The organism is Geobacillus thermoleovorans, assembly GCF_001610955.1.
Lineage (GTDB): Bacteria > Bacillota > Bacilli > Bacillales > Anoxybacillaceae > Geobacillus > Geobacillus thermoleovorans.
In genome coordinates this window covers 1221321-1242703 of sequence record NZ_CP014335.1, presented here as the reverse complement: position 1 = coordinate 1242703, position 21383 = coordinate 1221321, and the positions used below count along the sequence as shown (strand labels likewise).

The window sequence follows — 21383 nt, the reverse complement described above, 5'->3', positions numbered from 1 at the left end:
CCATCAGCTACACATCGCTTTCTTCCGGAGGAAACACGGGGGCGAGCGAAACCGTCAAATCCGGTTGCCAAAAAGAAACCAACTCATCGCTTGGCCCGAAAACCGCTCGCTGTTGAAATCGTCCATCTTGCCAGCTGAGCACTTCGATCGTTCGATTGCTGGGGTCTACAATCCAATATTCATGCACACCATATTTTTCGTATAAATAGTATTTCTGGTTTCGATCACGCAAGGCGGTGCTTGGTGACAGCACTTCCACAACGAGATCGGGAGCCCCTTTCATTCGCCGATTCCCGATTTGCTCAACCCGACAAACAACTGATAAATCCGGCTGAACAACCGTTTTCGCCATCCGTTCTGGCTCCTCAGGATCAAGCTGAACATCAAACGGGGCAAGAATGACATGACAGCCACGCGCCTGAAAATACAAAGCCAATGCAAGGTGCAGTTGTCCGACCACATACTGGTGCTCAAACGACGGAGACGCCAATAAATAGGGAACACCATCGATCAGTTCCCAATTTCCTTCCCAATTTTCAATGTCGCGATACGTGTAAAACGGCTTCTCCTTCTGCACTGCGCTTCCCCTTTCACTTGCTTTTCTTTCATCTTATCACATCGCTCCAGTTCCGTCTCATATTTTTATTTTCTCGTCATGACAGAAAAAACAGCGGCCGCCACCGCTGTCGAGTGTGTGTCAAACAAATGTTTTTTCCACGCGTTGCTCTTACTCCCGCTCGATGATCGTGGCCGTCGCCATCCCGTGGCCGATGCAAATCGTCAATAGCCCATAGCGGCCGCCGCGCCGTTCAAGTTCATGAACAAGCGACGTCATGAGCTTCGCACCGGTGGCGCCGAGCGGATGGCCAAGCGCAATGGCGCCGCCGTTGACATTCACCTTCTCAAGCGGAGCGCCGATTTCTTTTTGCCAGGCGAGCACGACCGGGGCGAACGCTTCGTTGATTTCAATGAGGTCGATGTCATCGATCGAGAGGCCGGCTTTTTTCAGCACTTGCCTCGTCGCCGGAATGACGCCATCGAGCATATACGTCGGGTCGGAGCCGACGACCGTTTGCGCGACAATGCGCGCTTTCGGCTTCAGTCCGAACCGCCTCGCCGCCTCCCGTTCCATCAAAAGCACAGCGGCCGCCCCGTCGCTCATTTGGCTCGCATTGCCAGCGGTGATGAGACCGTCTTCTTGAAACACCGGCTTGAGCGCGGCGAGCGCTTCCGGCGATGTGTCGGCCCGCGGCCCTTCATCATCGGTGACAAGGATTTCGCGGCCATCGCGGTCAAGCCCTTTCACCGGGACGATTTCCGCGCGAAACTTCCCTTCGCGCAAGGCCGCCAAGGCGCGTTGATGGCTTTCGTACGCGTAGGCGTCAAGCTCCTCGCGCGTTAGGCCGTATTTTTTGGCGATCCGCTCAGCCGAGACACCTTGGTGGATGAATTCGTATTTTTCATGAAGCGACGGCGGAATCGTCTGCTCGTTGCCATCGCTTAAAATCGGCACTTTCGTCATGCTTTCGACCCCGGCGGCGATCGTGACATCCATATCGCCGGAGCGGATTTCCTGGGCGGCGAAATGAATCGCCTGCTGCCCCGAGCCGCACATTCGGTTGATTTGCACTGCCGGCACTTCGATCGGGAATCCGGCCTCAAGCGCCGCCAGCCGGCCGATGTTGTACCCTTGTTCGGCGACCGGCGTCACGCAGCCCATGACGATGTCTTCCACCGCCCCTTTGTCCATGCCGGCCCGGCGCACGACTTCATCGAGCACCACCGCGGCCAAATGGACCGGATGAACGTCCCGGAAGACGCCGTTCCGCTTGCCGACCGGCGTCCTGACCGCTTCGACAATGACCGCTTCACGCACCATGCAACTTCCTCCTTTTGCTCTACTTTCGTGATTTCTTCGTTGCCTTGCCTATTCGGGCGCTTCCGCACGGGCGAAAGCGGGCGCTCTTTAAGCGCTTGTTGGCGCGCGACATCAGATGGACGGCGAGCGCTGCTCAATACGTGTAAAACCCTTTCCCCGTCTTCCGCCCTAAATGCCCGGCTTCAACGAGCTTGCGCAACAGCTGCGGCGCCCGGAACCGGTCGCCGTATGCTTCCGTCATGTTTTCACTCACAAACAGGAGCGTATCAAGCCCGACCATGTCGGCCAGCTCCAGCGGCCCCATCGGATAATTGAGGCCAAGCCGCACCGCTTTGTCGATATCCTCAGCGGAAGCAACTCCTTCTTCGTACATGCGGATGCATTCAATCATATGGGCGGCAAGCGCCCGTGTCGTCACAAACCCTTGCCGGTCTTTCACGACGACCGTTTCTTTGCCAAGCTCCACAGACAGCCGACGGATGGCGTCGACTGTGTCGTCGGAAGTCGTCTCACCTTTCACAATTTCGATCAACTTCATCACTGGCGCCGGATTGAACCAATGCATGCCGATGACGTTCTCCGGCCGGTTGGTCGCGGCGGCAAGCGCCGTGACGCTCAGCTCGGATGTGTTGGTCGCTAAAATGGCGTCCGGCTTCGCCAATTGATCAAGCTGCTGAAACACGTCTTTTTTCAGCGCCAAGTTTTCCGGCACGGCTTCGATGACGACATCCGCCCCGCGCACCGCTTCGGCCAAATCGACGGTCGAGCGGATGCGCCCGAGCGCCGCTCGCGCTTCCGGCTCGGACAGCCCGCCGGTTTTGACAAAGCGGCGCAAGCTTTTTTCCGCCGAAGCGAGCCCATTTTGCAAGGCCGCTTCGGACACGTCATATAAATACACCGTTTTTCCCGCCATCGCCGCCGTTTGCGCGATGCCGCTTCCCATCACCCCGGCGCCGATGACTGCAATCGTTTCTGCCACGGTGTCCGCCTCCTTTACTCCTTCGCCGCATCGGCATAGCGCGCTGCCATCTCATCGCGCAGTTTTCTCTTTAAAAATTTGCCGACGCTCGTTTTCGGAATTTCATCGAGAAACACAATGTCATCCGGCAGCCACCATTTCGTAAACTGCGGGCGCAAAAAGTCGTACAGCTCTTCTTTTGTCACGCTTTTGCCTTCTTTCAGCACGACGCAGGCAATCGGGCGCTCTTGCCATTTCGGATGCGGCACAGCGACGACCGCCGCTTCGAACACCGCCTCATGGGCCATGAGCGCATTCTCCAAATCAACCGATGAAATCCATTCGCCGCCGCTTTTAATGACATCCTTCGTCCGGTCGACAATTTTCACAAACCCTTCTTCGTCCACGGTGACGACATCGCCGGTATGCAGCCAGCCATCGCGAAATGCTTCGTTCGTTCTCTCATCGTTGTAATACTCGGCGGCAATCCACGGACCGCGCAAGCAAAGCTCGCCCATTTCCTGCCCGTCCCAACGAACCGGCCCGTTTTGGCCGATCACTTTCATCTCAAGCCCTGGAGCAAGCAGCCCTTGCTTGGCGCGAATGTCCAGTTTCTCCTCGTACGACAGCCCGTCTTGATAGCTTTTCGGGCGTGAGACAAGCACAAGCGGGCTCGTTTCCGTCATGCCGTACGCGTGAATGAACGGAATGCCGTATTTTTCTTCAAACGCATGGATGATCCCTTTCGGCGCGGCTGAACCGCCGCAAATGACACGCGTCAGGCTGCTGACGTCATAGTTTCCTTTCTCCAACTCTTGCAACAGCCCGAGCCAAATCGTCGGCACGCCGGCGGTGATCGTCACCCGTTCGGAGTCAATCAGCTCGGCAAGCACTTTCGGCGTAAACGCCGGTCCCGGCATAACGATCGTCGAACCGAACCAAGTGGCGGCAAACGGCAGCCCCCACGCGTTGACATGGAACATCGGTACGACCGGCATGACGACATCGCGCTCGCACAGCCCTTGCGTATCAGCCAGCCCTAACGCCATCGCGTGCAAAACGGTGCTGCGGTGGGTATACACAACTCCTTTTGGATTTCCCGTTGTCGCCGACGTATAACACATACCAGCCGGTTGGTATTCATCGAGGTCTTTCAAGAACGGAAATGTTGGATCGCCCTCGGCAAGCAGTTTCTCGTAATGGTACACTGGTGACAACGTTGTTTCCGGCAGCTCGTCGGCATCGGTCATGACGATGAAAGCGCGTACGTTCGGGATCTCGTCCTTGATCGCTTCAATTGCCGGCAGCAAATCATCATCGATCAGCAGCACACGGTCATCGGCGTGGTTGATGATGTAAGAGATATGCTGCGGCGAGAGGCGGATGTTGATCGTATGGAGCACAGCCCCGATGCCGGGAATGGCAAAATACGCTTCCAAATGGCGGTGATGGTTCCAAGCGAACGTGCCAACGCGGTCGCCGACTTCCACCCCGAGCCGCTTCAACACGCTTGACAGCCTGCGCGTCCGCTCGCCGATCTCCTTGTATGTATGGCGGACGACGCCTTCTTTCATGCGCGAAACGACTTGCTTTTTTGGGAAAAACAACTCCGCCCGCTCAAGCATCATGGAAATGTTTAACGGTGTTTTCATCATCGGTCATTCCTCCCCCTTTACCAAATGCGCATGTTCATTGACTTTAGGCGGCTCCCCGCCGCCCCATTGGCCGTCCGGCCCATGTGCGGCCGTCCATGCGCCGCCCGGCTGCAGCCGAACGAGATGGCGGAGCCGGCTGTCAGCAAACAGCGCCTTCGCCTCACCCGTCTCCAGCACCGGGGCAAGGCAGACGTCGACCGCTTCGGCGAACGCGCTCCACTCATCCAATGTCTTTTCACGGAACAAGGCGGCGAGCTCGTCATATACGGCTTCCCCCGATCGCGCCGGCGCCCATTGCGCCTCCGTCCATTCCGGATGGCCGACCGCCTCGCAAAACCGCTGCCAAAAGTGCGGCTCGAGCGCCGCTAAACTCATATAACGGCCGTCTTTTGTCTCATACAGCTGGTAGCACACCACCTCCCCAGACAACTCGGAAAGACCGGTCTTCGGCCCACCGCCGTGTTCAATGGCAAAATGGCCAGCCATCATCGCTGCCAAGCCATCGACAAGCGAAACATCAAGATGGGCGCCTTTGCCGGTTCGCTCGCGTGCAAAGAGGGCAGCCAAAATGCGCTCGGCCGCCGCCATGCCGCCGATAAAATCGGCAAGCGTGATCTTCGGATGAACCGGGCGGCCGCGTTCATCGGCCAGCTGCGCAAGCAAGCCGGAGAGCGCCATATAGTTTAAATCATGGCTGCCAAGCAATGAGCGGCTGCTCTGTTGACCGAAGCCGCTGATCGAGCAATAGATGATTTGTTCGTTCATGCGGCACATATCGTCATAACCGAGCCCAAGCCGCGCCATCACCCCGGGGCGGAAGCTTTCGATCACTACATCGGCGCGGGCGGCGAGCCGCCGGGCTTGCTCGCGACCCGCGTCCGTTTTTAAATCCAACCCGATGCTTTTTTTGCCGGCGTTATAGGCGGCAAACAACCGGCCCTCGGCGAACGGGCGCAGCCGATCGCCGGATGGGGGCTCAATTTTGATGACTTCTGCTCCGAGCTGGGCGAGCCGCCAGCTGGCAAATGGGCCCGGCAAGTAATGGGAAAAATCAACGACTACAATGCCACGAAGCATATCTTTCCCTCTCTCTACAAATCTAGCTGCCGGGCGATGATTGTTTTCATCATCTCGTTCGTCCCAGCGTAAATGGCGCTTACGGGAATGTCGCGATAGCGCCGGGCGATCTCATATTCTTCCATATAACCATAACCGCCGTGCAGCTGCATCGCCTCGGCCGCGACACGTTTTGCCATCTCGGTAATCCACCATTTCGCCATCGACACTTCCGTGACGATCTGTTTTCCCGCCATATGCTCTTCAATGACGCGGTCGACAAACGTGCGGCCAAGGGCGATTTCCGTCGCCATCTCGGCAAGGCGGAACTGGACGGTCTGAAACTCGCTCACCCGTTTGCCGAACGCCGTGCGCTGTTTGACATATTGCTTCGTCAAGGAAAACATCACTTCCGCCGCCGTTTGTGCGGCAATGGCGACAACGAGCCGCTCCTGCTGGAGCTTTTCCATCAAATAGTAAAAACCTTTTCCTTCCTCGCCGAGCAAATTATATGCCGGCACTTTCGCATCTTGGAAAAACAGTTCGGCGGTATCTTGGGCGTGCAGCCCGACTTTCTCGAGCTTCCGACCGCGCGTAAACCCCGGCGTATCCCGCTCCACGACGAGCAGGCTGATGCCGCGGTGCGGCGGCTTTGCCTGCGGGTCGGTTTTGCAGGCGACGACGATCAAGTCGGCATGAATGCCGTTCGTGATAAACGTTTTTTGTCCGTTGACGATGTAGTAGTCACCGTCTTTTACTGCCGTTGTCGAAATGTTGGCCAAATCCGAACCCGCCCCCGGCTCGGTCATGGCGATCGCCGTGATGAGCTCGCCGGTGACGCATTTTGGCAGCCATTTTTGTTTTTGCTCCTCGGTTCCGTACGATGCGATATACGGCGTGACGATGTCGTTGTGCAGGCCGATGCCGACGAGGCTCGATCCGACTTTTTCCAGTTCTTCATTGATGACGACTGAGTAGGCAAAATCGGCGTTTAGACCCCCATACTTCTCATCGACCCACGGGCAAAGAAAGCCGTTCTCGCCCATCTTCGCCCAAAACGAACGCGGAATGATGCCGCGCTTCTCCCAATCGTTATAATGCGGGTACGCTTCTTTTTCCAAAAACTTGCGAAACGCCGCGCGGAACATATGGTGCTCCTCACGCAAATAGCGAGCCGTCACCCGTTCATCCCTCTCTTCTGTTCGGTCACTTTTTCTCTGTTCCGCCCGTCGCCTGTTTTTTCAGCTGTTCGCGCAGCAAAAACTTTTGGATTTTCCCGCTCGCGTTGCGCGGCAGGGCATCGATGAAATAGTAGGCGCGCGGACGTTTGTACGGAGCGAGGCGGTCGCTCGTTTTGCAAAACTGCTCGAGCTCATCGGCGGTCAGGAGGTCATCTTTTTTGACCACGAAGGCGACGACTTTTTCGCCCCACAACTCATCCGGCTCACCGAGCACAGCGACATCGAGCACTTTCGGATGCTCGTACAACACGTCCTCGACTTCGCGCGGATAGACGTTTTCCCCGCCGCTGATCACCATGTCATCGACCCGGTCGGCGACATACAAGTAGCCGTCTTCATCAAGGTAGCCGAGGTCGCCGGAATGATACCAACCTTTGTACAACGCTTTTTCCGTCGCTTCCTCGCGCTTGTAGTAGCCAGCCATCATACACGGCCCGCGCATCACAATTTCACCGACTTCATATGGCGGCAGCACATCGTCTGGGTCGGACGGCCCGTCTTCACGCGCACGGACGACGCGGATCTCATGGTTCAGGCAGGCGCGTCCAGCGGAACCGGCTTTTTTCAGCTGCTCGTCTTCCAACAAAAACGTCACCGCCGGCCCCATTTCCGTCATGCCGTACGCTTGAATCAGCTCGATGCCGAGCTGCTCTTGGCATTGCCTGACAAGCGCTGGAGCCATCGGAGCGGCGCCGTATAGGCCGAGGCGAAGCGAAGATAAATCGTAACCGCTTACATTCTCCTGCAAGATCATGTTCCACATCGTCGGGGCTCCAAACATGATCGTAATCCGCTCCCGTTCGATCGTTTCAAGCACGAGCTTGGCGTCAAAATGGTGCAAAATGACGCTCGCCGCTCCGGCATGCACGCGCGGCAGCAAGCAGCAATGCAGCTCGGCGCAATGGAACAGCGGCGCTGCCGCCAGCCCGCGATCCGTCTCGCGGATGCGCATGACGCCATGGCAAATGACGCTTTGCTCGATCATGTCGCGGTGACGGTGCATCACTCCTTTTGGACGCCCAGTTGTGCCGCTTGTATACATAATGGCATAAAGATCGCTCTCATCCACATGAACACGCGGCGCTTCCCCTAGGGCCCGCGCGGCCTGCTCGTGAGCGTTTTTGGCAAACGGCGGCGGATCGCGGTCGATCGACCAAAATGACACGTGCGGGAAACGGCTGTGAATCGCGGCAAGTTCCGGTTCCACCGCCCGTTCAAACAGCACGATTTTCGGCTCGGCGTCCGTCAAAATATAGGCGATTTCTTCCGCCCTCAGCCGAAAGTTGATCGGATTGAACACCGCGCCGATTTTGGCGCAGGCAAACAAAGCGGTCGCGAGCTCAAGCGTATTGTACAGCACCGTCGAAACGCGGTCTCCTTTGCGGACGCCCGCTTCCAAAAACGCGTTCGCCCACCGGTTCACTTCCCTCTCCCATTCGGCGTACGTATAGCGGCGTCCGGTCGCCGCGTCGACGACCGCCTCCCGGTTTGGAAACTTTCGCACTGTCTGGGAAAACATCTCACCAATCGTCATGTACAAGCGCCTTTCCCCCTTTTCTCCGAATGGACGCAGGGCGTGCAGATCCACTAGACAGATCATTCAGATAAATAGGTGTATGATGCCCCCGCTGTTTATGTATTCGCTCTTTTTGATCGCATTCCTCTTTTTTGCGGCACAAAAAAGAAAGGAAGACCTCTTTCTTTCGACAAGAAAAAGAAAGAGGAGCCTCCTTTGCTTTTTTTCATCTCGCGCCGAGAAGACCCCCACTTCCACGCGTGAGCGTAGGTGGGAGAGCGTTCAAGCATGAATCACTAAATCGCGGTCACGGATCGTCATCAGCTCTTTTTTGTCGTAGCGCCCTTCATGAAGAAGGCGGACCGCCTGCTTGCGGATCGCTTTTTCGATTAAGTTGCGCACATAGCGGCCGTTGCTGAACTTGAGGCGGCCGGTCGCTTCCAGCGTCCCTTCGAGATGAATGTACAGTTTCCGCTCCGCTTCCGGCGTCATTTCATACTCGCGTTCGCGCAGCATTTGCTTGGCGATTTGCACAAGCTCCTCGACCGTATAATCGGGAAACTCGATCGTGAGAGGAAAGCGCGACGGCAAGCCGGGATTTAGCGACAAAAAATAGTCCATTTCTTTCGGATAGCCGGCCAAAATCACAACCAAGTCGTCGCAATAGTCTTCCATCCCTTTGACAAGCGTGTCAATCGCTTCTTTGCCGAAATCTTTTTCGCCCCCGCGGGCGAGCGAATACGCTTCATCGATGAACAAAATTCCGCCGCGCGCTTTTTTGATCAAATCGCGCGTTTTGCTCGCCGTATGCCCGATGTACTCTCCGACCAAATCGGCCCGCTCCGCCTCGATGAAATGCCCTTTGGACAGCACGTTCATCTCAAAAAACAGCTTGCCGAGCAAGCGCGCCACCGTCGTTTTGCCGGTGCCGGGATTGCCTTTGAAAATCATATGGAGCGCCTGGCGGTTGGCCTTTAAGCCGTTCTCCTTGCGCAGCCGGTTGATGTACAGCCAGGCGTAAATTTCCTTGATGATTTTTTTGACATGATCAAGGCCGATCAGCTGATCAAGCTCCTTTTGAATATTGCGGAGCGCCTGATGCTCTTCGCCATCGAGCCAGTCGTTTCTCTCTTCTTTCACTAAATGGTTTACCGTTTTGGAGTTCAACACGATGTTGATTTGCCCTTTCGCCTTGTTCATCGTCAATTCTGACAAGGGGCGTCACCTCGCTTCCCGTTTTCTGCCATCCGCACCCGTTCCGACTTGGCTTTTGACGCCTTGCCTTTTCGTTACTAGTATACGTACGCCACCGCCGATCCGTGACAATCGCCCAAACGAACAGCGGGTCGGCTATAGCGGAAAAAGTTTGTATATGTTTATTCACAAAAGCGGCGGTTTACGCATCTGAATTCACCTCGTCCCTCACTTCCCTTCGGGTGACGCAGGAGCTTGTCGATCAAATAGCGGGCGCGGAAGGAAAACGGGAAATGGCAAAAGGCGCCCTCCGCGAAGGAAGGCGCCTTTTTTCGGCGGCGTATGTACCGTCGGTCTTACTGTTCGGTTTCAAAATGGATGTTCCGCTCCGGCGCAAACGTCGAAATGGCGTGCTTGTAAATGAGCTGTTGTTTTCCTTGCACTTCCAAAAGTACGGTGAAGTTGTCAAACCCTTTAATGTATCCGCGCAGTTGGAAGCCGTTCAATAAGAAGACGGTCACTTGAATGCCCTCTTTGCGCAGCTGGTTTAAAAACTGGTCTTGAATATTGATCGTATTTTTCATCAAACGTCCTCCTCTTTTCTCTCTAAGGATATAATTATATATTCGCTTCAAGTTGAAGCTTTCCTGCTACATAGCGAGAAATTTCCTCCACCTTGGCGGCGAACTGCCCAGCGTCGGTCATGTCAAACCATTTCACCGGCATTTGGTTGCGAAACCAAGTGAGCTGCCGTTTCGCATAGCGGCGCGAATTTTGTTTCAGCTGCTCGATCGCTTCATCAAGGGAAACGCGGCCGTCAAAATAGTCGTACAGCTCCTTGTAGCCGATGGCTTGCACCGCCTGGCAGTCGCGCAGGCCGCGGTCATAAAGCGCCCTCGCCTCTTCGATCAACCCTGCGGCGATCATCTCATCGACCCGCTCGTTGATGCGGCGGTAAAGCGCCTCCCGCTCCGCCGTCAAGCCAACGATGGCCGCCTCATACAAAAGCCGCTTTGACTGCCCTTGCTGCCACTCGCTGAACGGCTTTCCGGTGCAATGATACACTTCTAAGGCGCGGATGACGCGGCGGATGTTGTGCGGATGAATGCGGGCCGCACTTATTGGATCAACCGCCTCAAGCCGCCGGTGAAGCGCTTCGGCTCCTTGCTCGGCCGCCAGCTGTTTGAGCGCCCGGCGGTACGCTTCGTCGGAAGGGGCGGCGGAAAATTGGTAATCGTAAAGGGCTGCCTGAATGTACAGCCCGGTGCCGCCGACGATGATCGGCAGCCGGCCGCGCGCCGAAATCTCGGTGATGAGCGCACGGCAAAGCCGCTGAAATTCGACGACGGAAAACGGTTCGCACGGCTCTTTGATGTCCAGCAAATGATGCGGGATTCCTTCCATCTCATCGGGCTTCACTTTCGCCGTGCCAATGTCCATCCCTTTATAAATTTGCATCGAATCGCCGCTGATGACCTCTCCGCCCAGCTTTTTCGCCAACGCGATGCCGAGCTTCGTTTTGCCGACCGCCGTCGGCCCGACGATGACGGCGACTTTTTCAGCCATAGCGCGTCACTGCTTTCTGTTGTGGGACTTGTGTCAACCATCATTATACATAAAAACAGCTGTGCATGGAACCATTTCTTTCATACGTTTTCGCCATCCACAAATCGTTTTATACATGGCAGCGCGAAAAATCGCCTTTCTTCCCTTTCGCCATAACCATATGGAAAAAAATGAACGCCATAAAAGGCGCTCATCATAATGAAAACTTGTTGACAATCGCCTGCAAATCGTCCGCCATTTTCGAGAGCGACGCGGCCGAAGCTGAAATTTCCTCCATCGAGGCCAGCTGTTCCTCGGTCGCCGCCGACACCTCCTGCGCACCGGCCGATGTCGACTCGGCCACGTCGGCGACAAGCCGGACGGAGCGCACCATTTGCTCCGAAGAAGAGACCATGTCGCTGACCGCGGTGGATACGTCGCGGATTTGCGCCGCAACTTCGTCCACGGCGGCGCGAATGCGGGCGAACATTTCTCCCGAGGCGCGAATGACGTTCGTTCCGGCCGTCACTTCGTTGACGACCGACTCCATCGATTGGACGGCATGGACCGTTTCTTCTTGAATGGCAGCGATCAATTCCGCGATTTGCTGGGCCGATTGGGCCGATTGCTCGGCGAGCTTCCGCACTTCGTCAGCAACGACGGCAAAGCCGCGCCCGTGCTCGCCGGCGCGCGCCGCCTCAATGGCGGCGTTTAAGGCGAGCAAGTTCGTCTGCGCCGCGATGCTGCGGATTGCTTCGATGATCGAGCCGATTTGCTCGGAACGGTGGCCAAGCCCTTTAATGAGGTCAGCCAGCCGCTCGACCGTATCGTTGACTTTGTTCATTTGCGCAACGCCCGCCTCGATCGTTTGCCCTCCCTCAGCCGCTTGTCTTGACGCCTCAGCAGCGATGGCGGACACGCTTTGCGCCCGTCCGGAAATTTGCTCGATTCTCTCAGACATCGAATCGACGGCGGCGGACGTTTCTTCCACGCTTTGCATTTGCTTGTCCATGCCGGAAGCAACGCCCTGAATCGTCATGGCGATTTGCTCGGTCGCCTTGCTCGTCTGTTCGGCGCTCGCTGCCAGCTCCTCCGACGAAGCGGCGACTTGCTCGGCGTTTTGCGCCACTTCTTGGAGCACTTCGCGCAAGTTTTTCGCCATTTGCTCAAACGAAGCGGCGAGTGCGCCAATTTCATCGCGGTTGCGAACCGAGAGCCGCCCGTCCGTCAAATCGCCGGCGGCGATCCGCTTCGCCGCTTCCGACAGCGCCAATAGCGGGCGGGAAAGCGAGCGGCTGATGTAATAGCTGACGGTCGCTCCAGCCGCCGCCGTCAACAAGCCGACGATGATGATCAGCCGCTGGACCGCAGCCGCCGATGCGCTCGCATCATCATTAGCTTCCTTCATTTCCCGCTGCTGGAGAGCGACCAATTGATTCACCTTTTCATCAAATTGGGTTGTTAAGTCGCGCCCTGTTGTGGTCACAAGGGCGATGTACTGCTCCGGTTTGTTTTGCGCTTTTAGGTCGAACGTTTTTTGCCCAAGTTCGTAAAACTGCTGTTCAAGCAAATCGAGCTCGGCAAGCAGCTGTTTCGTTTCTTCCCGCGTCAGCTCCGCCGCAAGCTTTTCGCTTATTTTCTTGTACTCCCCATGCGCTTTTTCAAAATTTTTCCTTGACGTCTCATCGCCGGTCAACAAATAGCCGCGCATGCTGCCGACCTCGCGGCGGATCAATACTTCAAGCTCTTTGGCATTGACAAGCTTCGTCACCCGTTTGTCGATCACATCGGTGTATGTACGGTCAAGAGTCGAAATTTCGTAATAAGAAAACCCGACTAGCAGCGCGATCAACACGTAGACGAGGCCGAAGCCAGCCAGCAGTTTTTTGCGCACGGTCATTTTCATGTTCATTGGCAAGTCCTCCGTCTGTGAATCAGTATGTTGTTCCATCTACATTATCGGATGATAACAGCCAATGTTTAGTATTTTTTTGGCTCTTTCGCCATCTTTGATGAAAAGGCCTGCTTCATTGAGAAAATCAACTGGATTTTCTCAATGAGCCTCCTCTTTCACCGTAAACTCGCAAGGAGAGCAAACCGGCCGCCCCCATGCCGCTTCCCCGCCTTACGCCGTTCCTTCCGGCTGCCACGTGTTTCGGCCGGTTTCGGCTTCATCATGAATGAAAAGCGAGGTGACAAGCGCGGCGATGCTGCCAATGAGGCCGAATAAAAACAAATGATGGATGCCGGTCATAAACGTCGGCGCCTTCGTCAAAAACGCTCCCATGACGGTCACGCCGATCGCCGTGCCGATATTGCGGCAAAACATAAAAAAGGACGTCGCGATTCCTTTTTCATGGACGTCCGCAAGCTGCTGCGAGCCGATGACGCCGACGGTCGAGGTCAACCCAAACGACAGCCCTTGGACAAACATGACGAAAAACACATACCAAAACCCGTGACTTTCGTTCAGCAGCGCCAGAAGCAAGCCGGACGCAACCAGCAGCACATTGCCGATGATGAGAAGCGGACGGTAGCCATAGCGCAAAATCCATTTCCCGGCCGGCACGGCGGCGATCATCCAACCAACGGACGAGCCGAGCAAAGCGACGCCGCTGATAAATACCGATAAATGAGCAACATTTTGCAAAAAGAGCGGAATGTAGCTTGACGTGCCAAACAGCGCGACGCAGCTGACAAAGCCGTTAATGTTCATCCATTTGAGCGTGCGGTGATGAACAAGTGAAAGCGGCACGAGCGGAGACGGCTGCCGTTTTTCGAAAAAGTAAAACACCATGAGCAAGAGCGCACCGGCCGCCCCGTACCACCATTGTCCGCGCTTCGCAACAGTGACGAGCAAAAGCAGGCTGACTGCGGCGGCAAATAACACCGCCCCCATATAGTCAACCGCCGCCCGCTTCGGTTCATATACTTCTTTATATGGAAACAACGTCACAAGCGAGAGCAGGCAAATGGGAATGTTGACATAAAAAATCCAGCGCCATGTCGCGTATTCGACAAACAGCGAGCCTAAAAGCGGCGCCAAGACGGCGGAAATCCCCCACATGGCGGTAAAAAACGCCTGGATCTTTCCGCGCTTTTCCACCGGAAACAAATCGCCGGCGATAATGGCCGGAAACGGCATCATAAACCCGGCGCCGACCCCTTGTACGGCGCGGAACAGGACGAGTTGCACCATATTTTGCGACAAACCGCAAAGAAGCGAGCCAATCAAAAATAAAATGATGCCAAAGCTGAATACGTTTTTGCGGCCAAACAGGTCGGACAGACGGCCGGCAATCGGTGACAGGACGGTTGTCGTAATCATGTATGACGCAAACGCCCATGCATAAAGGGAGAATCCCCCAAGTTCTTTGGCGATGATCGGCATCGTCGTGTTCATGATCGTCGTATCCATCGAGGCGACGAGCATGGCCAGCACAATGCTCACCATCACGGACAGACGGCTGTTCATACCAATGCCCTCCTTTTTGATCATCTATGAATATCTTATTTTACATGATGAATCATCATGGCACCAAATGATACGCGCCAGAAAGCCGGACTATTTGTACTTGTTGCTGTTTTTTGTTGCCTTAAAAGCAGAAAGCCTCAAAACCGCTAACCCGTTTTTCCGCGGCATCATCCTGCATCTTTGTTGGATTCGGCTTTCACTCGCACGAACAACAAAAAAGCTGTTCACCGAAGCGCCTAAGGCTTCGCACGAACAGCTGCGTTAATCGTCTTTCATTTAGTTGATGACCCGAACCGCTTTTACATACCGCGTTTTCCAATAGGATGACGTCAGCGACGAATACGCAACACCCAACGAAACGGTCGCGTTGATCATTTGCCCGTTGCCAGCGTAAATGCCGACATGGTTGATCGTCCCATTTGAATCGGTGTCAAAAAAGACGAGATCGCCTTTTTGCAATTGGTTAAACGACACCGTTCTTCCGGCTTGCGCTTGAGCGGTGGATGTGCGCGGCAGCGAAATGCCGGCTTCGCTGAAGACGCGCATCGTAAACGATGAGCAGTCAAACACATCGGTGCGCGACGGGCTTGCTCCGTACAAATAACGCGCCCCTAAATATTTTTCCGCAATATCGATGATTCGGTCGGCAAGCGATGTGGACGACTCAGTGGCAGCCGAGTTGGCGGCCGATACTTGCTGCTTGGCCTCCCGGACATCAGTCGTTCCGCCCGCCACTTTAATGGCTTGGCCAATGCGGATGGTGTTCGGGTTTGTAATTTGCGGATTCAGTGCCAATAGACGGTCGACCGTCGTTTGAAACTTGTTCGCAATCTCAAGCAGCGTATCCCCCGCCTGCACGATATACCGGCCGCTTGTCGGCACGGCTGCCGGCTGCACATTGTATGTATTGGAACGTTCCTGTTCCCCTGCTACTTGCAGCTTCTGCCCGGCGCGAATGAAGTCTGGGTTCGTAATGCTTGGATTAAGCTTGAGCAACGCATCCACAGTCGTGCTAAACTTGCGGGCGATTCCGCTTAGCGTATCACCAGGCTCGACCGTATATGTATTCGAAGAAGTTTCGTTCGATTTATTTGGTTCATTGACGCGCAATACTTGTCCGGGAAAAATCAAATCCGAAGACAAACCGTTTTCTTGCTTTAACGCGGCGACCGTCGTGCCGGATTGCCGGGCAATCTTCCAAAGCGTATCGCCTTTTTGCACCGTATAGCTCGCCGCCGATGCCGCGTGGCCGGCCAACAGCGAGCCGATCAACGTGCTTGTCAATACAACCGTCTTTTTCATGCTGCATCCCCCTATGACGTCGATGTATCCATCTTTATGTATCCATGTTTATACAAAATTCGCTATCACTCTACAAAATTCACCACGTATTCCTACACATGAGCCATTATAGTAAAATCAAAGCAATCCGTCTGTAACAGAAAGAATAAAAGTAGATTACAAAACGATTACAAAAAGCGCCCCCTTTGTCGCGCAAAGGGGGCGCAGGCTACATCACCCGTTTAAATAGTTTTTCAATTTCATATGTCGAAAAATGAACGATGATCGGCCGGCCGTGGGGACAAGTAAATGGGTCCGTTGTCTGCCGCAGCGCCTCAAGCAAAGCGAACAGTTCATCCTGGCGCAAATGTTGGTTTGCTTTAATGGCGCGCTTGCAGCTCATTAAGATCGCCGCTTGTTCGCGCAATTGCTTGATGTCGACCGTTTTGGCCGCCAACACTTGTTCGATCATTTCCTCGATGATTTCCCTTTCTCTCCCTTTCGGAAACCACGTCGGATGGGAGCGAACGAGAAACGCCCGCGGCCCAAACGGCTCAAGAAACACGCCGCAGCGCGCCAGCTCATCGCGGCAGGCGGCGATCCGCTCGTACTCGTCGGCTGGATATTCAAACATCAACGGAACGAGCAGCTCCTGCACTTCCTTCGTGGCTTCGCCGAGTTTTTCCCGGAAATATTCATAGTTGATCCGCTCTTGAGCCGCATGCTGATCGATCATATACAGCCCATGTTCGTTCTCCGCCAAAATGTACGTCCCATGCAATTGTCCAATCGGATAAAGCGGCGGCAGGCGATCGGCCGCCGCTTTATCCTCCGCTTGCCCATCTGTCGGCAAGCGGGGAGAGCACCGCTCTTCTCCCTCCTCTTCCTCCTGCTTTCGCTCGAAAGCGGGCCCATGTTCGTCCGGTATTCCACATTCATCCGTCTGCACAGCCGCGGATGGCCGCTCAGCCGGTGCGTCACCGGTTAGCGGCGCAAGAGGGGCGGTCGCATCTTCCCCGCCGCCGATGTCGCTCGATAAGACAGACGGCTCGCGGACGCGATGAGTGAACGTCCAAGCCGCCTGCTCCGCCTTTGGTTTTGCCATCTTGCTGTCGGCAGATACGGACGGAATGAGCGTCCGCTTGCGAAATGCCTGGCGGATGGCGTCTGTGACGAGCTCATTCAGCTCTGCTTCCTTGCTAAAGCGGACTTCGAGCTTTGCCGGATGGACGTTGACATCGACAAGCACCGGATCCATTTCAATGGATAAAAACACAATCGGATAGCGGCCGATCGGCAAGAGCGTATGGTAGCCGGCTTCAATCGCTTTCATGAGCGGCACGCTGCGCACATAGCGGCCGTTGACAACAAGCGAGATGTAGTTGCGCGAGGCGCGCGTCACGTCCGGCGGCGAAATGTAGCCGCGAACGGTAAAATCGAGCGATTCCGCTTCGATGGGGATCATTTGTCTCGCCGTCTCGGCGCCGTAAATAGCGGCGAGCACGTGCCGGACATCGCCGCTGCCATTGGTGGCAAGCAATGTTTTGCCCTGGTGGCGGAGGCGAAATGATACGTCCGGATGGGCGAGCGCTAGTCGGTTGACGACGTCGGCCGCATGGCCGAGCTCGGTGTGGATCGTTTTCATATATTTCAAGCGCGCTGGGGTGTTGAAAAACAAGTTCGATACGGTAATATCCGTTCCTTTGCGCCCCGCCGCCCGCTCGCGGGAGACGAGTGCGCCGCCTTGAAGCACAAGCTTCGTTCCCGGTCCGCTGCCCGTGCCGGTCGTCAGCTCCACTTCGGATACAGAAGCGATGCTCGGCAGCGCCTCACCGCGGAACCCGAGCGTGCGGATGCGGAACAAATCGTGCTCGTCATGAATTTTGCTTGTCGCATGGCGTTCAAAAGCGAGCAAGCAGTCGTCTTCCTCCATGCCGTCGCCGTTGTCGATGACGCGGATTTTCGCCATTCCCGCCTCTTCAAGCTCGATGTTGATGACCGTACTATGGGCATCAATGGCGTTTTCCACCAACTCCTTGACGACCGAAGCCGGCCGCTCGACGACCTCGCCGGCGGCGATTTTGTTTGCCAGCAGGTCATCGAGCTTGCGGATGCGTCCCATCGGGCCTCCCTCCTTTACTTGAGGAGCTTTTGCAGTTCATACAGTTTGTTGAGCGCCTCAAGCGGCGTCATCTCGAGCAAATTGATCTCTTTCAGCGCCGCGAGCGCCTTTTTCTCTTTGCTTGAAAGAGGCGGCTCCACAGGCGCCGGGGCAAGGTCAGGAAACATGCTCAGCTGCTCAAACGCCGCTTCCGCCAAAACGCCCTCCCGCGCCGCGCCGGCTGACGGACGGGAGGCCTTCTCGCGCTCAACCTTGCTGCCGACGTCTAACGCTTCGTTCCCCTGAAAAGCCAAACCCGCTTCCGCCAAAGCGCCATCGTCCATCCTGCCTGCGGCGGCTTCCTGTTTTCCCGCCGCTTTCTCCAGTTCCGCTAAAATGGCCCGCGCGCGTTCAATGAGCGAAGCCGGCAGCCCGGCCAGTTCGGCGACGTGAATGCCGTAGCTCTTGTCGGCCGGCCCGTCGGCGATTTGATGCAAAAAGACGACTTTGCCGTTTTCCTCGATGGCGCGGGCATGGACGTTCGAAAGCCGCGGGAGCGAACGCTCCAAGGCGGTGAGTTCATGGTAGTGGGTGCTAAATAGTGTTTTCGCGCCGATATGGTCGTGAATGTACTCAATGATCGCCTGGGCGAGCGCCATGCCGTCGTACGTCGATGTGCCGCGCCCGATTTCATCAAACAAAATGAGGCTGTTTTGTGTCGCATGAGCGATGGCGTGGCGCGCCTCCAACATTTCGACCATAAACGTGCTTTGTCCTGCCGACAGGTCGTCAGCAGCGCCGATGCGGGTGAACACTTGGTCAAAAATGGGCAGCACCGCCCGCTCGGCGGGAACGAAACAGCCGATTTGCGCCATGACGGCGGTGAGCGCCACTTGCCGCATGTACGTGCTTTTTCCAGCCATGTTCGGTCCAGTGATGAGCAGCATTTCCCGCTCGCGGTTCATGTAGCAGTCATTCGGCACGTACATTTGCGCGCCGAGCACTTTTTCGACAACCGGGTGGCGGCCGCCTTGAATCACCAAGACGCGCTCCGTGGAAAACTGCGGACGCACGTAGCGATACTCGTCGCTGATCGTTGCGAATGATTGAAGCACATCAAGCTCGGCAATGGCTTTCGCCAACGTCTGCAGGCGCGGGATGTATTGCTTCACCTGCTCGCGAATGGCGACAAACAGTTCATATTCGAGTTCGATGCTTTTTTCTTCCGCCTCCAAAATGAGCGCCTCTTTTTCCTTCAACTCCGGGGTGATAAACCGCTCGGCGTTGGCGAGCGTCTGCTTCCGCTCGTAACGTCCTTCCGGAACAAGGGGGAGATTGGGCTTTGTCACTTCAATATAGTAGCCAAACACTCGGTTGTAGCCGACTTTGAGCGATTTGATGCCGGTCGCTTCCCGCTCCTTCGCCTCAAGTTCAGCGATCCACGCCTTGCCGTTGCGGCTCGCATCGCGGTAGCGGTCGAGCTGCTTGTCATATCCGTCTTTGATGAGGTTCCCTTCTTTGACGGAAAGCGGCGGCTGTTCTTGAATCGAGCGCTCGAGCAAATCGACGAGCTCTTCGCACGGGTCAAGGCGCTCGCACAGCTTGTCCGCTTCAGCGAGCGGCAGTGCGCCGACCGTCTGGCGGAGCGCCGGCACTTGAAGAAGCGACTTTTTCAGCTGCACGAGATCGCGGGCATTGGCGTTGCCGTAGGAGACACGGCCGACAAGGCGCTCAATGTCGTAAACGCCGCGCAGCCTGTCGCGCAGCTCCTGCCGTTCAAAATAGCTCGTTTTCAACGTTTCCACAAAATCGAGGCGCCGTTCGATTTCGCGCCGATCAATGAGCGGCCGGTCCAGCCATTGTTTTAAGAGCCGCCCACCCATCGCTGTCACCGTTTCATCCAAAAGCCATAACAACGAGCCTTTCCTTCCTTTTGACCGCACCGTTTCGACCAATTCCAAATGCAGCTTGGAATGTCGGTCCATTTTCATATAGTGGTCAACTTGATACAACTCAGCCGGCTGCAAATGATCGAGCCGCCGCTTTTGCGTGCGGACGAGGTAATGAAGCAAGCGGGCTGCGGCCTGCCGCAGCTTTTCTTGCGCCACATGGCCGATGACGCCGTTCCATTCGTCGCATAGAGATGTGTCGTCCTCATAAGAGACCGCCGCCCCGTACCGCTCTTTCAGCTCGCGCACCCACTCTTCGCCGCTGTCTGTGGCAACGATGATCTCCCGCGCTCCAACGGCGTGCAATTCGTTTGCCGCTTCCTCCCACGAAGAAAGAAGCGTCAACCGGACCTCGCCGGTCGACAAATCGGCGTAAGCCAATCCGTATGTACCATCAGCAAACGGCGTGAGCGCCGCCAAGTAGTGGTTTTCCTTCTCGGTGAGCCCTTTGCCTTCCATGAGCGTCCCTGGGGTGATGAGCTGCACAACTTCGCGGCGAACGACGCCTTTGGCCGTTTTCGGGTCTTCGACTTGTTCGCAAATGGCGACTTTATATCCCTTTTCGATTAACTGCTCAATATATCCTTGCGCCGAATGGTACGGCACCCCGCACATCGGCACCCGTTCATCGCCGCCGTCGCGGCTTGTTAATGTAATTTCCAGCTCTTGCGCCGCCTTGATGGCGTCGTCAAAAAACAGTTCGTAAAAATCGCCAAGCCGGAAAAATAAAAACGCGTCCGGATATTGCGCTTTAATGTGCAAATATTGCTGGATCATCGGTGTGTACGATGGCATCGCTTCTCCCCAACCTTTTCGGCCCGAAGGCTCGTTGATTGCGCTACTATTATAACAAGCGGCAAAAGAAAAAACTAGGAAAGAAATTTCCTAGTTTTATTCTTCTTCGCCAAGCAGCAAATCTGGGCTTAAATCTTCTAATTCTTCATCAAGGTCATCCTCGTCGCAAAAATCGTCGTCCTTGCCGCATCCTTCCGGATTGATGGCAACGCACACCTTCGTTTCGCCGATCACTTCGGCGACAAACTCCCGCTCAACATCGACAACGATTTTATTGCCGTTTGGCGAAATCGTGCATTCGAGGCAGTTCGGCTGCTGGATGACGCGGACGATGACATCGGTGTCATCGCTGATTAAATTATCTTTGTCGCGATATTTTAATTTGACGACGTCCGTATACGACACCGTTTCGGTGACGACTTCGGTTTTTGTATTGTGGTTGTACGAATACCAGACGTTGATGTCATAATGGCCGTGAATTTCGACCGTTTTATCGCATTTTTTCGCTTCATAACGGTGGTTGATGATCCAGCAGCCAAGAATGCTTGACGGGCGGTTCGGCGCCGTCACCGTATGGGTCGATTGTGTAAACTTGCGGCCTTTGCCGACAACGGCTTTCGTAATAATTTCTCTGTATTCAGACATCGAACGGAACCCTCCTCAAATGAATCTTCATTTCATCCTATGCGCCATCTCCGCTAATGTGCACAGCAAATGAATCATTATTCCGTATAGTTC

17 protein-coding genes are annotated in these 21383 nt (G+C 55.5%); 1 reads left to right on the top strand and 16 read right to left on the bottom strand.

The features are described 5' to 3' along the window. Positions 1-7: 7 nt before the first annotated feature. From GT3570_RS06260 to GT3570_RS06205, 12 genes are all read right to left on the bottom strand, one after another. Positions 8-577: a Uma2 family endonuclease gene (locus GT3570_RS06260; RefSeq protein ID WP_062898541.1), complete on the bottom strand. Its 570-nt coding sequence runs from the start codon at positions 575-577 to the stop codon at positions 8-10. Between the two features lie 150 nt (positions 578-727). Then, a complete protein-coding gene (locus GT3570_RS06255; protein ID WP_014195503.1) occupies positions 728-1879 on the bottom strand; it encodes a thiolase family protein in 1152 nt (383 codons plus the stop codon). 133 nt (positions 1880-2012) lie between these two features. After that, complete coding sequence (locus GT3570_RS06250) at positions 2013-2858, bottom strand: 3-hydroxyacyl-CoA dehydrogenase family protein (protein ID WP_014195501.1); 846 nt, start codon at positions 2856-2858, stop codon at positions 2013-2015. A 14-nt stretch (positions 2859-2872) separates the two neighbouring features. After that, positions 2873-4492, bottom strand: coding sequence for a long-chain fatty acid--CoA ligase (locus tag GT3570_RS06245; protein WP_062898540.1), 1620 nt, complete (start codon positions 4490-4492; stop codon positions 2873-2875). 3 nt (positions 4493-4495) lie between these two features. Then, the gene (locus tag GT3570_RS06240; protein ID WP_011230816.1) at positions 4496-5569 is read right to left on the bottom strand and encodes a CaiB/BaiF CoA transferase family protein; all 1074 of its coding nucleotides are present in this window, start codon (positions 5567-5569) and stop codon (positions 4496-4498) included. A 14-nt stretch (positions 5570-5583) separates the two neighbouring features. After that, positions 5584-6729: an acyl-CoA dehydrogenase family protein gene (locus GT3570_RS06235; RefSeq protein WP_011230815.1), complete on the bottom strand. Its 1146-nt coding sequence runs from the start codon at positions 6727-6729 to the stop codon at positions 5584-5586. 25 nt (positions 6730-6754) lie between these two features. Then, positions 6755-8329 (bottom strand): fatty acid--CoA ligase, encoded by a 1575-nt coding sequence (locus GT3570_RS06230; protein WP_021322296.1) that lies wholly within the window; start codon positions 8327-8329, stop codon positions 6755-6757. A 258-nt stretch (positions 8330-8587) separates the two neighbouring features. Then, complete coding sequence (gene spoVK / locus GT3570_RS06225) at positions 8588-9520, bottom strand: stage V sporulation protein K (protein WP_011230813.1); 933 nt, start codon at positions 9518-9520, stop codon at positions 8588-8590. A 335-nt stretch (positions 9521-9855) separates the two neighbouring features. Beyond that, entirely contained in the window at positions 9856-10083 is a 228-nt protein-coding gene (gene hfq, locus GT3570_RS06220; protein ID WP_011230812.1) for an RNA chaperone Hfq, read from the bottom strand. Positions 10084-10117: 34 nt separating this feature from the next. Beyond that, positions 10118-11065: a tRNA (adenosine(37)-N6)-dimethylallyltransferase MiaA gene (miaA, locus tag GT3570_RS06215; protein ID WP_011230811.1), complete on the bottom strand. Its 948-nt coding sequence runs from the start codon at positions 11063-11065 to the stop codon at positions 10118-10120. A gap of 193 nt (positions 11066-11258) precedes the next feature. Continuing rightward, the gene (locus tag GT3570_RS06210; RefSeq protein WP_025039094.1) at positions 11259-12956 is read right to left on the bottom strand and encodes a methyl-accepting chemotaxis protein; all 1698 of its coding nucleotides are present in this window, start codon (positions 12954-12956) and stop codon (positions 11259-11261) included. A gap of 213 nt (positions 12957-13169) precedes the next feature. After that, positions 13170-14519, bottom strand: a complete 1350-nt coding sequence (locus GT3570_RS06205; protein WP_062898539.1) for an MDR family MFS transporter — start codon at positions 14517-14519, stop codon at positions 13170-13172. Between GT3570_RS06205 and GT3570_RS17820 the strand changes: the two genes are divergently transcribed. Then, positions 14476-14784, top strand: coding sequence for a hypothetical protein (locus GT3570_RS17820; protein WP_123961343.1), 309 nt, complete (start codon positions 14476-14478; stop codon positions 14782-14784). The genes GT3570_RS06205 and GT3570_RS17820 overlap by 44 nt on opposite strands. An 11-nt stretch (positions 14785-14795) precedes the next feature. On the opposite strand, the gene GT3570_RS06200 is transcribed toward GT3570_RS17820, so the two are convergent. The 4 genes from GT3570_RS06200 to GT3570_RS06185 all read right to left on the bottom strand — a co-directional run bounded on the left by GT3570_RS06200 (position 14796) and on the right by GT3570_RS06185 (position 21290). Continuing rightward, positions 14796-15821, bottom strand: coding sequence for a C40 family peptidase (locus tag GT3570_RS06200; RefSeq protein ID WP_062898538.1), 1026 nt, complete (start codon positions 15819-15821; stop codon positions 14796-14798). A gap of 208 nt (positions 15822-16029) precedes the next feature. Next, positions 16030-17922 (bottom strand): DNA mismatch repair endonuclease MutL, encoded by a 1893-nt coding sequence (gene mutL / locus GT3570_RS06195; protein WP_033025124.1) that lies wholly within the window; start codon positions 17920-17922, stop codon positions 16030-16032. A 14-nt stretch (positions 17923-17936) separates the two neighbouring features. After that, a complete protein-coding gene (mutS, locus tag GT3570_RS06190; RefSeq protein ID WP_014195494.1) occupies positions 17937-20645 on the bottom strand; it encodes a DNA mismatch repair protein MutS in 2709 nt (902 codons plus the stop codon). A 96-nt stretch (positions 20646-20741) separates the two neighbouring features. Next, entirely contained in the window at positions 20742-21290 is a 549-nt protein-coding gene (locus GT3570_RS06185; protein ID WP_011230804.1) for an outer spore coat protein CotE, read from the bottom strand. Between the last annotated feature and the right edge of the window lie 93 nt (positions 21291-21383).

Bases quoted from the DNA above. Each gene is read 5' to 3' on its own strand.
- miaA (WP_011230811.1), bottom strand. From the start codon at position 11,065: ATGGCTGAAAAAGTCGCCGTCATCGTCGGGCCGACGGCGGTCGGCAAA.
- GT3570_RS06245 (WP_062898540.1), bottom strand. From the start codon at position 4,492: ATGATGAAAACACCGTTAAACATTTCCATGATGCTTGAGCGGGCGGAG.
- GT3570_RS06205 (WP_062898539.1), bottom strand. From the start codon at position 14,519: ATGAACAGCCGTCTGTCCGTGATGGTGAGCATTGTGCTGGCCATGCTC.
- GT3570_RS06200 (WP_062898538.1), bottom strand. From the start codon at position 15,821: ATGAAAAAGACGGTTGTATTGACAAGCACGTTGATCGGCTCGCTGTTG.
- GT3570_RS17820 (WP_123961343.1), top strand. From the start codon at position 14,476: ATGGCCAGCACAATGCTCACCATCACGGACAGACGGCTGTTCATACCA.
- GT3570_RS06210 (WP_025039094.1), bottom strand. From the start codon at position 12,956: ATGAACATGAAAATGACCGTGCGCAAAAAACTGCTGGCTGGCTTCGGC.
- GT3570_RS06185 (WP_011230804.1), bottom strand. From the start codon at position 21,290: ATGTCTGAATACAGAGAAATTATTACGAAAGCCGTTGTCGGCAAAGGC.
- hfq (WP_011230812.1), bottom strand. From the start codon at position 10,083: ATGAAAAATACGATCAATATTCAAGACCAGTTTTTAAACCAGCTGCGC.
- mutS (WP_014195494.1), bottom strand. From the start codon at position 20,645: ATGCCATCGTACACACCGATGATCCAGCAATATTTGCACATTAAAGCG.
- GT3570_RS06255 (WP_014195503.1), bottom strand. From the start codon at position 1,879: ATGGTGCGTGAAGCGGTCATTGTCGAAGCGGTCAGGACGCCGGTCGGC.
- GT3570_RS06240 (WP_011230816.1), bottom strand. From the start codon at position 5,569: ATGCTTCGTGGCATTGTAGTCGTTGATTTTTCCCATTACTTGCCGGGC.
- mutL (WP_033025124.1), bottom strand. From the start codon at position 17,922: ATGGGACGCATCCGCAAGCTCGATGACCTGCTGGCAAACAAAATCGCC.